Origin of the sequence: Arthrobacter luteolus NBRC 107841 (genome assembly GCF_001552075.1) — a bacterium.
GTDB lineage: Bacteria > Actinomycetota > Actinomycetes > Actinomycetales > Micrococcaceae > Arthrobacter_B > Arthrobacter_B luteolus.
The window spans coordinates 49989-62204 of sequence record NZ_BCQM01000010.1 but is presented as its reverse complement, the minus strand read 5'-3'; the positions used below and the strand labels follow the sequence as shown (position 1 = coordinate 62204).

At 65.3% G+C, this 12216-nt stretch carries 13 protein-coding genes; 5 read left to right on the top strand and 8 right to left on the bottom strand.

The genetic code is table 11. The annotated features are described in order from the left end of the window. Positions 1-132 precede the first annotated feature (132 nt). Positions 133-609 carry an Lrp/AsnC family transcriptional regulator gene (locus AL3_RS15175; protein WP_066302591.1) on the top strand — a complete coding sequence of 159 codons (477 nt, stop codon included), beginning with the start codon at positions 133-135 and terminating at the stop codon, positions 607-609. Between the two features lie 86 nt (positions 610-695). Here AL3_RS15175 and AL3_RS15170 read toward each other — a convergent pair whose 3' ends face one another. Together AL3_RS15170 and AL3_RS15165 are read right to left on the bottom strand one after the other, a co-directional pair. Continuing rightward, positions 696-2318: a monocarboxylic acid transporter gene (locus AL3_RS15170; RefSeq protein WP_066302589.1), complete on the bottom strand. Its 1623-nt coding sequence runs from the start codon at positions 2316-2318 to the stop codon at positions 696-698. Then, on the bottom strand, positions 2315-2686 hold the full coding sequence (locus tag AL3_RS15165) for a DUF485 domain-containing protein (RefSeq protein WP_066302588.1): 372 nt from the start codon (positions 2684-2686) through the stop codon (positions 2315-2317). The genes AL3_RS15170 and AL3_RS15165 overlap by 4 nt, the downstream gene beginning before the upstream one ends. 218 nt (positions 2687-2904) lie before the next feature. Here AL3_RS15165 and AL3_RS15160 point away from each other — a divergent pair, with 218 nt between their 5' ends. Genes AL3_RS15160 through AL3_RS15145 form a run of 4 tightly spaced genes read left to right on the top strand, consistent with a single transcriptional unit; the run spans position 2905 to position 6738 of the window. After that, positions 2905-4101, top strand: a complete 1197-nt coding sequence (locus AL3_RS15160; protein ID WP_066302587.1) for a sensor histidine kinase — start codon at positions 2905-2907, stop codon at positions 4099-4101. A 37-nt stretch (positions 4102-4138) separates the two neighbouring features. Then, positions 4139-4870, top strand: a complete 732-nt coding sequence (locus AL3_RS15155; protein ID WP_066302663.1) for a LytR/AlgR family response regulator transcription factor — start codon at positions 4139-4141, stop codon at positions 4868-4870. Next, on the top strand, positions 4867-5244 hold the full coding sequence (locus tag AL3_RS15150; RefSeq protein ID WP_066302586.1) for a hypothetical protein: 378 nt from the start codon (positions 4867-4869) through the stop codon (positions 5242-5244). The genes AL3_RS15155 and AL3_RS15150 overlap by 4 nt, the downstream gene beginning before the upstream one ends. 18 nt (positions 5245-5262) lie before the next feature. After that, entirely contained in the window at positions 5263-6738 is a 1476-nt protein-coding gene (locus tag AL3_RS15145) for a sodium/solute symporter (RefSeq protein WP_066302661.1), read from the top strand. Positions 6739-6766: 28 nt separating this feature from the next. Here AL3_RS15145 and AL3_RS15140 read toward each other — a convergent pair whose 3' ends face one another. From AL3_RS15140 to rpsB, 6 genes are all read right to left on the bottom strand, one after another. Continuing rightward, positions 6767-7345, bottom strand: coding sequence for a DivIVA domain-containing protein (locus AL3_RS15140; protein WP_174522151.1), 579 nt, complete (start codon positions 7343-7345; stop codon positions 6767-6769). 112 nt (positions 7346-7457) lie between these two features. After that, on the bottom strand, positions 7458-8336 hold the full coding sequence (locus tag AL3_RS15135) for a phosphatidate cytidylyltransferase (protein ID WP_066302583.1): 879 nt from the start codon (positions 8334-8336) through the stop codon (positions 7458-7460). Between the two features lie 77 nt (positions 8337-8413). Beyond that, positions 8414-8971 (bottom strand): ribosome recycling factor, encoded by a 558-nt coding sequence (gene frr, locus AL3_RS15130; RefSeq protein ID WP_066302582.1) that lies wholly within the window; start codon positions 8969-8971, stop codon positions 8414-8416. 157 nt (positions 8972-9128) lie between these two features. After that, the gene (pyrH, locus tag AL3_RS15125) at positions 9129-9860 is read right to left on the bottom strand and encodes a UMP kinase (RefSeq protein WP_066302581.1); all 732 of its coding nucleotides are present in this window, start codon (positions 9858-9860) and stop codon (positions 9129-9131) included. Positions 9861-10016: 156 nt separating this feature from the next. Beyond that, positions 10017-10856: a translation elongation factor Ts gene (gene tsf, locus AL3_RS15120; RefSeq protein ID WP_066302579.1), complete on the bottom strand. Its 840-nt coding sequence runs from the start codon at positions 10854-10856 to the stop codon at positions 10017-10019. A gap of 135 nt (positions 10857-10991) precedes the next feature. After that, on the bottom strand, positions 10992-11873 hold the full coding sequence (rpsB, locus tag AL3_RS15115; RefSeq protein WP_066302578.1) for a 30S ribosomal protein S2: 882 nt from the start codon (positions 11871-11873) through the stop codon (positions 10992-10994). Positions 11874-12216 lie beyond the last annotated feature (343 nt).

Below are 12216 nucleotides of genomic sequence, written 5' to 3'. Positions count from 1 at the left end.
AACCTGTTGCCGGGCACCGTTGCCCAGTTAGGTGTGACACTACTCACACCGGGCAGGCGGTACAACTGTGCCCGCTCGGATTGCGCATCCTGCCCTGCCGGGAGCGATTTCGCCGTGCTAGCGTTGCGCACTATGCAGATTTTGGACGGCACCGACTTCAGGGTCCTGCGGGCCATGGCCACCGATCCGAGGCGGACTGTCGTGGCCCTGGCCGGCCGGCTGGGCATCTCCCGCAACACTGTCCAGGCACGGCTTTCCAGGATGGAATCCAAGGGTGCCTTCCTCACCTTCGAACGCCGGATCAACCCCGTGGCGCTGGGCTACCCCCTGATGGCCTTTGTCCATGTCCACGTCCAGCAGCAGCGGCTCGCTGAGATCACGGCGGAACTCTCGGCCATCCCCGAAGTAGTGGAAGCCCACGGTCTCACCGGCGCCGCGGACATCCTGCTGCGGACGGTCGCCGTCGATGCCGAGGACCTGTTCCGGGTCAACAAGGCCATCCTGGCGGTGCCCGGCGTCGAACGCTCCGACACCACCCTGGCGATGGGTGAGCTGATCCCCTACCGGGTGGCTCCGCTGCTGGACCGCGGCCCGGCCGATGGGGACTGATCTTCCGGCTGGCTTATGGCTTAACGGGACAGGCGCCTCCCCCTGCGGGGAAGGCGCCTGTCCTGTCCGCTGTCGGGCCGGCGGACCTAGTGGTCCACGGCCTTTTCTGCTCCGACGCCGGTCAGCGAGCGGATTTCCATTTCCGCCTGCTTTTCCGGCGACTCGTTGTCCTTGCTCGTGATCGTACCCAGCCAGCCCAGGAAGAAGGCCAGCGGGATCGAGACGATACCCGGGTTGTTCAGCGGGAAGAAGGAGAAGTCGACGCCGGAGATCATCGAGGTTTCCGCACCGGACATCACCGGCGAGAAGATGATCAGGCCGATGGCCGAGCCCAGGCCGCCGTACATGCTCCAGAGGGCACCGCGGGTATTGAAGCGGCGCCAGTAGAGCGAGTAGAGGATGGTCGGCAGGTTCGCGCTGGCGGCGACGGCGAAGGCCAGCGCCACCAGGAACGCGACGTTCTGTCCCTGGGCTCCAATGCCGCCGAGGATCGAGACGACGCCGATGACCAGCACCGTGCGGCGGGCCACCTTCACTTCACTCTCGGAATCAACCTTGCCCTTCCGCACCACGTTCGTGTAGATGTCATGGGCGAAGGACGCCGCCGCCGTGATGGTCAGGCCTGCCACAACCGCCAGGATAGTGGCGAATGCGACGGCGGATATGAGTCCCAGCAGCACCGGACCGCCGAGCGCGAAGGCCAGCAGCGGAGCAGCCGAGTTCACTCCACCCGGGGCGGAGGTGATGGTTTCGCGGTCAATCATGGCGGCGGCACCGTAGCCGAGCACCAGGGTGAACAGGTAGAAGAGGCCGATCAGCCAGATCGCCCAGACCACGGAGCGCCGGGCTTCCTTGGCGGTCGGCACCGTGTAGAAGCGCATCAAGACGTGCGGCAGGGCCGCAGTGCCAAAGACCAGGGCCAGGCCGAGCGAGACGAAGTCCAGCTTGGAGGTTTCCGACTTGCCGTACTGCAGTCCCGGATCCAGGATCGCGGCGTTGCCTGAGGTCTCGACGGCGGCACCCAGCAGCTCCGAGAGGTTGAAGCCGTTCAGGGCAAGAACCCAGACCGTCATCACGGCGGTGCCGGCGATCAGCAGGCAGGCCTTGATGATCTGCACCCAGGTGGTGCCCTTCATCCCGCCAACCAGTACGTAGATGATCATCAGGGCGCCAACGATCGTGATCACCAGGGACTGGCCGATCTTGGAGTCAATGCCCATCAGCAGGGACACGAGTCCGCCGGCGCCCGCCATCTGCGCCAGCAGGTAGAAGAAGCAGACCGCCAGCGTGGTGATCGCGGCGGCGATGCGCACGGGGCGCTGCTTGAGCCGGAAGGACAATACGTCCGCCATGGTGAATTTGCCGGTGTTGCGCAGCATTTCAGCCACCAGCAGCAGGGCCACGAGCCAGGCGACGAGGAAGCCGATCGAGTACAGGAACCCGTCATAGCCGTTGATCGCAATGGCGCCGACAATGCCCAGGAAGGACGCCGCCGAGAGGTAATCGCCGGCAATGGCGGTTCCGTTCTGCGGTCCGGTGAAGGAACGTCCGGCAGCGTAGTAGTCCGCCGCGGTCTTATTGTTGCGGCTGGCACGGAGCACCACCACAAGCGTGACAGCGACGAACAGGCCGAAAATCAGCATGTTCAGCCAGCCGCTCTCCTGCACCTTCTCCGCGGTGACGGTGGCGGAGATGTTCAGCGTGTTCATTTGGTCTCCTCCGGAAGGGATACGCCCTTGGCTTCGAGTTCCCCGCGCAGTTCAGCAGCAATCGGGTCCATCCGGCGGTTGGCGTAGCTGACGTACCACATGGTGATGCCGAACGTGCTGACAAACTGCAGCAGGCCCAGAATGATGCCGATGTTGACGTTGCCGAACACTGGCGTCGACATGAATTCGTGGGCGTAGTCAGCGAGCAGGACGTAAGCGAAGTACCAGATCAGGAAGACTGCGGCCATGGGAAAGATGAAGCTGCGCTGGCGTTTGCGCAGCTCCTGGAACCGAGGCGACCGCTGGACTTCCTGGAAGTCGACCGGTGCCGCGCTTCCGGGGTGTGATTGTGGCTGGTGTTCAGCCATCTCTCCTCCTTGGGTTGGGCACGTGCGGTACGGCATCCGGGTCCGGGAACCGTAACGGACCCCGAACACCACGCACCGTCTGTGATGGCCATCACTTTTCCAACTCCGGGAGCCTCCTGCCACTTTCGCCGCGCCCAGGTCGGTGAACGGACCGTTCCGTGCGCCCAACGGCATGTCAGCGGCCGGTTGACCGTCGCGGGACTGGGTAGGGTTTAGGCATGCCTGCAGCCGTCGACGTCGCCCTGGTCTGCGCCATTGCCGTGCTCACGCTCGCGGCGGTAGGTGCTCTCGGCTACCGGCTGAGCCGCTCGCAGCGCGATTTGGGCACCGACGCTGAGCGGGCTGCGTACGCCACCCTGCACACCGCATCACTGGCGGCCAGGCATTTGAGGTCCGGCCTGACGCCGGCCGGTGCGTCCCGCGCGAGCCGGCATCTGCGGGGGCTGCTGCGGTGCGAGACGCTGCTGCTGACAGATACCTCTGCGGTGCTCGCCTGGGAGGGCTCACTGGCGGACACTCCGGAACGCCGCGAGCGTGTGCTGCTGGCCGCGCGGGGTGTCCAGGACAGCGGCCGCACCAAGGTATTCCGCGGTCCGGCGCTGCGGGCGCTGGGCCTTGACGACGGCGGTGAGCTGCTCATCTGCCCGCTGCGGGTGAACGGGCAGGCGGCAGGAACGCTGGGGGTTTTCGCCCCGGCGCTCAGCGCCGGGCTCATCCGCGCCACGAACGATGTGGCCGACTGGGTGGCGGCGCAGCTGGAACTGACCGAGCTCGACACCTCGCGTGCCCTGCTGATGGAAGCCGAGGTGAAAGCCCTGCGGGCCCAGATCAGCCCGCATTTCATCTACAACTCGCTGAACGCCATCGCCTCCTACATCAACACGGACCCCGCCCGGGCGCGGGAACTGGTGGTGGAGTTCGCCGATTTCACCCGGTACTCGTTCCGCCGGCACGGAGATTTCACCACGCTGGCCGAAGAGCTGACCTCCATTGACCGCTACCTGCTGCTGGAACGGGCCCGCTTCGGCGAACGCCTGAAGGTCAGCCTGCAGATCAGTCCCGAGGTCCTGGGCGCCGTCATCCCGTTCCTGTCTCTGCAGCCGCTGGTGGAGAATTCGGTGCGGCATGGCCTGGAGGCGATCGACGGCGTTGGGCAGATCTCCATTTCCGCCCGTGATGCCGGGGCGATGGCGGAGATTACCGTGGAGGACAACGGTGTGGGTATGGATCCGGACGCGCTGCGCACACTGCTCGCGGGACACGCCGACGGGGATCATGTGGGGCTGCGCAATGTCGATGTGCGCCTTCGCCAGCTCTACGGTGATGCCCACGGCCTGGTGATCGACACGGCCGAGGGTGCCGGAATGCTCATCACGATGCGTGTGCCCAAGTCGCAGCCCGGACATCGAACCTAGAGCAAGTAGTCTGTGTCACATGTCCAAATCCGCAAAGCTGCTGAACGTGGTGGTTGTCGACGACGAAGCGCCGGCAGTGGAGGAACTGGCGTTCCTGCTGGGCCGGGACGCCCGGATCGGGACCATCCTGCGTGCCTCCAGCGGGGCCCAGGCCCTCCACGCACTCGAGACCGCCGACGTCGACGCCATTTTCCTGGACATCCACATGCCCGCACTGTCCGGGCTGGACATCGCACGTGCCCTCGCCCGCAGCGAACGTCCGCCCGCCGTCGTTTTTGTCACCGCCGATGAAGAGCACGCGCTGGATGCCTTCGAACTCGCGGCCCTGGACTACCTGCTGAAACCGGTGCGCCCCGAGCGGCTGGCCGAGTCGGTGCGGCGGATCAGCGAGTCGCTGGCCGGCGCGGAGCCGGCGGCAGCCGGCGGCGGCGATGTGGTGACGGTCGTCCAGGGGGCCACCACCCGGATGATCCGGCGCGAGGATATCCGGTATGTCCAGGCGCAGGGCGATTACGCCCGGCTGCACACCGCGGAAACCAGCTACCTGATCAGGATTCCGCTGGCGGAACTTGAAGCGCAGTGGGCGGACGCCGGCTTCCTTCGCATCCACCGCTCGTATTTGGTGGCGCGGCACCAGATCCGGCAGGTTCGGCTCTCCGCAGGCCGCGCCAGTATCCGCATTGGCACGGTGGAGCTGCCGGTCAGCCGCAGGCACCTGCCGACAGTGCGCAGCACACTGGCCACCGGCCGGGTCAGGCCCACCGCATGACCGCTGAAAACCGCCCGCAGCGGGTCCGGGTGACCGCCCCGTCCCGCCCAGGCTCAGCCGCGCCGGTTTTCCCGGTTGCCCGCGAACTCGATGAGCAGTCCGAGGTGGGGGAAGTCTTCCTGTCCTCCCTGATCCGGTCGCAGCTGCGGCTGTCTCTGGTGGTGGCCGGAGGATTCGGCCTGATCCTGCTCGGTGTTCCGCTGCTGCTCGCAGCCGTCCCGGAGATCGGTGAACTGGCGGCATTCGGCATTCCGGTGCCCTGGCTGCTGCTCGGCCTGGGCGTGTATCCGCTGGTGATTGTCAGCGGGGCGTTGTATGTGCGCAGCGCCAACCGGAACGAGGCCCGTTTCCAGGACCTGCTCGACGATGCGTAGCCCCGCGTGACCTGGGAGGTGAGTGCCGGCGTCGGATACGCTGCCCTGGCCGCCGTGACCGCCGCAACCCTGCTGATCGGTGCCTACGGGCTGCGGATTTCCCGCACCACCAGCGATTTCTATGTTGCGTCCCGAACCGTGAAACCGTGGTGGAACGCCTCAGCGATCGGCGGCGAGTATCTTTCCGCGGCGAGTTTCCTGGGAATCGCCGGCCTGGTGCTGGTCTCCGGGGCCGATGCCCTGTGGTTCCCCATCGGATACACGGCCGGCTACCTGATGCTGCTGCTGTTCGTGGCGGCTCCCCTGCGCCGGTCGGGCGCGTACACGGTTCCGGACTTCGCCCGGGCAAGGCTGGAGTCCCTGCCGGCCCGCCGGGTCACCAGCCTGCTGGTGGTGGCGGTCGGCTGGCTGTACATCGTTCCACAGCTGCACGGTGCCGCCCTGACCGTCAGCCTGACCACCGGCCTGCCCGGATGGGTTGGGTCCGCGGCAGTGGTGGTGATTGTGTGCCTGAGCGTGCTGAGCGGTGGAATGCGCTCCATCACCTTCGTCCAGGCCTTCCAGTACTGGCTCAAGCTGGCGGCCCTGGCCGTACCTGTCCTCTTTATCCTCTTCCGGCTCGGCGCCGAAGGTACCTCCTGGACCGGCAACGGCGCAGCCTTTGCGTCCGGGCTGGATCCGGTCATGGCGGACTCTGTTTACCGCAATGTCTCGCTGAGCATCGCGCTGCTCTGCGGCACGCTGGGCCTGCCGCATGTCCTGGTGCGGTTTTATACCAATCCCGACGGCGTCTCCGCCCGGCGCACCACCCTGATTGTGCTTGGACTGCTGTCCGTGTTCTACGTTTTCCCCACCCTCTACGGGATCCTTGGCCGGGTCTACCTGCCGGAGCTGGCGGTGGAGGGCAATGCGGACGCCACCGTCCTGCTGCTGCCTGCACAGATTTTTGACGGCGCGCTGGGCGACCTGCTGGCAGCCTGCGTGACGGCGGGAGCGTTCGCCGCTTTCCTCTCCACCAGCAGCGGGCTGATCGTGTCCCTCGCGGGGGTGATCAGCCAGGAGCTGTTCCGCGGCAGCGTCAGCGGATTCCGCGCCGGAACCCTGCTGGCCGGGGCGGTTCCGCTGGGCCTGGCCCTGCTGACGAACACGCAGGCGCTGGCCGGCAGCGTGGGGATGGTCTTTGCGTTCACGGCGTCCACGCTGTGCCCCCTGCTGCTGCTGGGTATCTGGTGGCGGCGGCTCACGGCGGCCGGCGCGGTGGCCGGGATGCTCACCGGAGCACTGCTCTGCGGCGGAGCCATCGTGGCCGGCGGCGTGCTCTCCCTCTCCGGAGCTGCTGTGCCGGTCTGGCTGGAGCAGCCTGCCGCGTGGACGGTTCCGGCAGCGTTTGCGGTTACCGTGGGGGCCTCGCTGCGGGGCCCGGGTGCGGTGCCGGCGGGAACCGCACGGTTCCTGGCCAGGCTACATACCCCTGAGCGCCGGGTCAGCCGCTAGCAGCGCCGGTGTTTCGGTCCTCTGCTAGTTAGTCGATTGCGGCCATGAGTTCGACGACGCGGTCCAGGAATGCGTCCACCTGGGTTTCCTCATAGCCTGCGTCGCCCTTGGCTTCGCGGAAGACGGCCCTGCGGACGACGTCGACGCTCAACGGCTTGTCGTGTTCGAAGTAGCCGAGGAGTTCGTTGCACAGCGCGTCGACGTCCCGCACGTTGTAACTGTGCGCCCGTTTTTTGGACGGACGGCGGAACCGCTCCCCCGGTTTACGGTGCAGGCGTGCCCGCAGGACGGCTGATGTACGGCCGATCTGGAGCAGCCAGGCTTCTTCGCCCTTTTCCTGAATGAGGCGGTCGCGCTCACGCTGGGAGAAAACATCTTCCAGCCGGTCCAGGGCTGCGTCGACTGCCTGTGCTTCGTAGCCGCCCTTGGCGGGGTCGAAGGCCATGGAACGGACGTGAGTGCTGGTAATGACTTTCGCTCCAGGTTTTTCAGAGTTGTAGTAATTCCGGGCCCTGGTCAGGAAATCGTCGACCTGGCGGACGTTGTAGCCGTACTCCCTGCGGCCCACACGCTCAAAGGGGGCACTGGCCTGCCTCACATCGTTCATGGTCAACTAATCCTTTAGTGTCAAGTCTTCTTCCGCCACGGGATGCGGGACCGTCGAAAATATCTTACGTGCAAACCGGCCCGGGACCCGGTAAAGACTCCCCGGCCGGGCGCTACATTGCCCCGGGCACCAGCAGGACGGAGAGCAGGAAGACCACCGGAGAAGCGAAAACCACCGAATCCAGGCGGTCCATGGCTCCGCCGTGGCCGGGCAGCAGGTTGGACATATCCTTCACGCCCAGCTCGCGTTTGATCATCGATTCCGAGAAGTCACCGGCCGTCGCCGCCGCAACTGTGGCTACCGCCAGCACCAGGCCGAACCACCACGGCTGGTCCAGGAAAAGTACGGCCGCGAGAATGCCAACGATGGTGGCACCGGCAACTGATCCGCCAAACCCTTCCCAGGATTTCTTGGGGCTGATCTTCGGGGCCATCGGATGCTTGCCGGTGAGGGCTCCCACCAGGTATCCGCAGGTGTCATTGGCAACCACCAGCAGCAGCAGGACAGCGACCCTGATCTGCCCTTCCGGCTCGCGGAGGAGCAGCAGGGCGAAGCTGAGCAGGAACGGAATCCAGAGGACGACGAACACGCCGGCGAGGATGCTGCGCAGGGCGTCCTGAGCCGTATCGATGGCCCGCCACAGCAGGATCGCGATGCCGGTCCCGGCCAGCGCAAACGCCAGGGCTTCGGTGCCGCCGAAATAGGCTGCCAGCGGCACGGCTACGGATCCCACCAGCACCGGCACGTGCGGAACCTTGATTCCGCGCACCTCCAGCGCACGGGAGACCTCCCAGACGCCGACGACGGAGAAGGCTGCGGCAATAGCCACGATCGCCAGCGGGCTGAACAGCAGGCCCACCATGAGGGCGCCCAGGAGGACGACGCCGACTGCTATGGCAGCGGGCAGGTTCCGCCCCGCTTTCGAAGGCTTGCGTTCGGCACGCTTGCGGGCAGCGGAGTTACGTGCCCGTCGTCCGTCAGGAACGCTCATATCCGTGCCCTTCGCTGCCGGGCCTGCCTCAGGAGACGGGGAACCGCCAGCCTGGGTTGGAGGCTGGGATTGGCTCATCAGACCTCGAGCAGCTCGGCTTCCTTGCGCTTCAGCAGGTCATCGATGGACTCTGTGTGGGCCTTGGTCAGTGCATCCAGGTCCTTTTCGGCACGCGCGCCGTCGTCTTCGCCGATTTCGCCGTCCTTGACCAGGCGGTCCAGTGAATCCTTGGCCTTGCGGCGGATGTTGCGGACCGAGACCTTGGCGTCTTCGCCCTTGCCGCGGACGATCTTGACGTATTCCTTGCGGCGGTCCTGGGTCAGCTCCGGCATAATGACGCGGATGACCTTGCCGTCGTTGGAGGGGTTCGCGCCCACCTCGGAATCGCTCAGAGCCCGCTCAATGGCGCGCAGGGCGGTCACATCGTAGGGGGTGATCAGGAGCGTGCGGGCATCCGGCGTCGCGAACGAAGCCAGCTGCTGCAGCTGGGTCGGGGAGCCGTAGTAGTCCACCAGGACCCGGGAGAACAGCGCCGGGTTTGCGCGCCCTGTCCGGATGGTCGAGAAGTCCTCCTTGGCGACCTCCACAGCCTTGTCCATTTTGACGGCCGCCTCTTTCAAGGTCTCTTCGATCACGGTGTCTCCTCAGTGCAGGGAAGGCCAATGCAGGAAAATACCCATGCAGTGGCACGGTTGGGCTCTCTTACCATCCTAACCCGCGCGACTCCCCGCCTGCGCACCTGCGGCGGTACCGCAGGTGGGCAGGCGGAGAACAGCCGCCGGGCGGGAGGCGCTAGTTGGAGACGACTGTTCCGATCTTTTCACCGCGGATGGCCCGGGTGACGTTGCCTTCGCCTTCCATGCCGAACACCACCATGGACAGGTCGTTGTCCTTGCACATGGTCATCGCCGTCTGATCCATGACCCGGATATCCTGGCGCAGCGCGTCGTCGTACGTCAGCGTTTCCAGCCGGGTGGCCGTGGCGTCCTTGTTCGGGTCAGCGGTGTAGACACCGTCCACACCTGACTTCGCCATCAGGACCTCGTCGGCATGGACCTCGAGGGCGCGCTGGGCAGCGACGGTGTCCGTGGAGAAATAAGGCAGTCCGGCACCGGCACCGAAGATGACCACGCGGCCCTTCTCCAGGTGGCGGATGGCGCGCCGCGGGATGTAGGCCTCGGCCACCTGGCCCATGGTGATGGCGCTCTGGACGCGGGTTTCCACGCCTGCCTGCTCCAGGAAGTCCTGCAGGGCGAGGCAGTTCATCACCGTGCCGAGCATCCCCATGTAGTCCGCGCGTGAGCGGTCCATGCCGCTGAGGGAGAGCTCAGCTCCCCGGAAGAAGTTGCCTCCGCCCACAACAATTGCGGTTTCGACCTCGCCGACCGTTGCAGCGATCTGCTTGGCGACTCCGCGTACCGTCTCGGGGTCCACACCTAGCTTGCCGCCGCCGAACACCTCTCCGGACAGCTTGAGCAGTACGCGGCGGCGCGGGGTTTCGGTTTCATTCAGGGCATGATCCATGGTGCCTCCCGGGGCATTGGCTGAGGATAAGTTTGTCAGCTGTTTTCAAGAATAGTGAGGTGTTTCGGACAGGCAAAAGGGGTGGCCACCTTTCGGTGGCCACCCCCTCTATGCCATCATGGCGCGTCCGCGATGCGTCCGCAGTTGCTTAGGGCCTTAGGCGCCTACGCGGAACCGGGCGAAAGCAACCGGCTTGACGCCGGCTTCGTTCAGGACGGCAGCGACAGTCTTCTTGGCATCCTTGGCGAATGGCTGGTCCAGCAGGACGATCTCCTTGAAGAAACCGGTCAGGCGGCCTTCGACGATCTTCGGCAGCGCGGCTTCCGGCTTGCCTTCGGCGCGTGCGGTTTCATCCGCGATGCGCCGCTCGTTCTCCACGATGTCCGACGGAACTTCGTCCCGGGTCAGGTAGGTCGGAGCGTAGGCAGCGGTGTGGACTGCGACGTCGTGGGCTGCGGTGAAGGCAGCGTCTCCTTCGCCGTCAACAGCGAAGAGCACGCCAACCTGTGCCGGCAGATCCTTGGAGGTCTTGTGCAGGTAAGCGTCAACGGTCTTGCCTTCAACGCGTGCTACGCGGCGGATGACGACCTTCTCGCCGAGGATGGCGCCTTCTTCGACGACGATCTCGGAGAGCGGCTTGCCGTCAACTTCGTAGGCCAGCAGGGTCTCGGCATCGGCAGCGCCGGATTCGATTGCAGCAGCCAGCACGCGGTCTGCCAGTTCAATGAACTTGGCGGACTTGGCGACGAAGTCGGTCTCGCAGTTGAGTTCGATCATCACGCCGGCGGTGCCGTCGATGACCTTGGCAGCAACCAGGCCCTCAGCGGTCGAACGGCCTTCGCGCTTGGTGGCGCCCTTCAGGCCCTTGATGCGGATGAGCTCCATGGCCTTGTCGGCATCGCCGTTGGCCTCGTCGAGAGCTTTCTTCACATCCATCATGCCGGCGCCTGTGCGCTCGCGCAGAGCCTTGATATCAGCAGCGGTGTAGTTCGCCATTTGGACTCCAGTCCTCCCGTAATAAAAGTAATGGTGCTGTTCCGCCGCGCGGCCGGCAGGGAATCCCGGCCAGCCGCGCTGAGCAGATTTCCCAAAGATGGCCGCCTCGCGGCAGCCATCTTTGGGGACTTCGTTTTACTTCTCCGTTGCGTCCTCAGCGGGAGCTTCGGCAGCCGGTGCTTCTGCAGCTTCGGCGGCCGGTGCTTCAGCGGCTTCAGCAGCCGGTGCTTCGGTGGCTTCAGCGGCCGGAGCAGCTGCGCCTTCGAGCAGTTCGCGCTCCCACTCAGCCAGCGGCTCTGCCGGGGCTTCGGTGTTGCCGGCCTTGTTGTGGCGGGCGATCAGGCCCTCCGCAACGGCGTCAGCAATAACGCGGGTCAGCAGGTTGACGGAGCGGATGGCGTCGTCGTTGCCCGGGATCGGGAAGTCGACGTCGTCCGGATCGCAGTTGCTGTCGAGGATGGCAACAACCGGGATGTTCAGCTTCTGGGCCTCGTCAACTGCGAGGTGTTCCTTCTGGGTGTCCACGATCCAGACCACGGACGGAGCCTTGGTCAGGTTGCGGATGCCGCCGAGGTTGGTTTCCAGCTTGGTCAGTTCACGCTTGAGGAGCAGGAGCTCCTTCTTGGTGTGACCGGAAGCCGCGACGTCGTCGAAGTTGATCTCTTCGAGTTCCTTCATGCGCTGGATGCGCTTGGCGACAGTCTGGAAGTTGGTGAGCATGCCACCGAGCCAGCGCTGGTTGACGTAGGGCTGGCCAACGCGGGTGGCCTGCTCAGCGATGGCTTCCTGGGCCTGCTTCTTGGTACCGACGAACAGTACGGTTCCGCCGTGGGCAACGGTGGCCTTGACGAACTCGTAGGCGCGGTCGATGTAGGACAGCGACTGCTGCAGGTCGATGATGTAGATGCCGTTGCGCTCGGTGAAGATGAAGCGCTTCATCTTCGGGTTCCAGCGGCGGGTCTGGTGGCCAAAGTGGACGCCGCTGTCGAGCAGCTGGCGCATTGTAACGACGGGCATGTCGTCACTCCTTCCGGCAGCCGGCGGCGCTGAGCGCACGCAGGATTTTCTGCCATTGACGGTTGATTGCGAAGCACCCGGCGGGTGCTGCTCCTGGTGCCCATCAGCCGTCGTCCTGTGACAGATGCCGGCGTGCGTCCCTTACCGGTGTTGACCGGACCGCAGGAACGCACCCATATTCCCGTTACCGGGACCATGGATAATTGGGGCACGCGTAGTCAGCATGCGGCGCGTGGATCTGTTCCGCTCTCCGTCCGGAAAGGGTTCCGTCAACCGTTTTGAGGCGGTTACCCGGGAAATCCTGACTGGGCAGAGTGAATCAGCACGCAGCAAACTGCTTCGT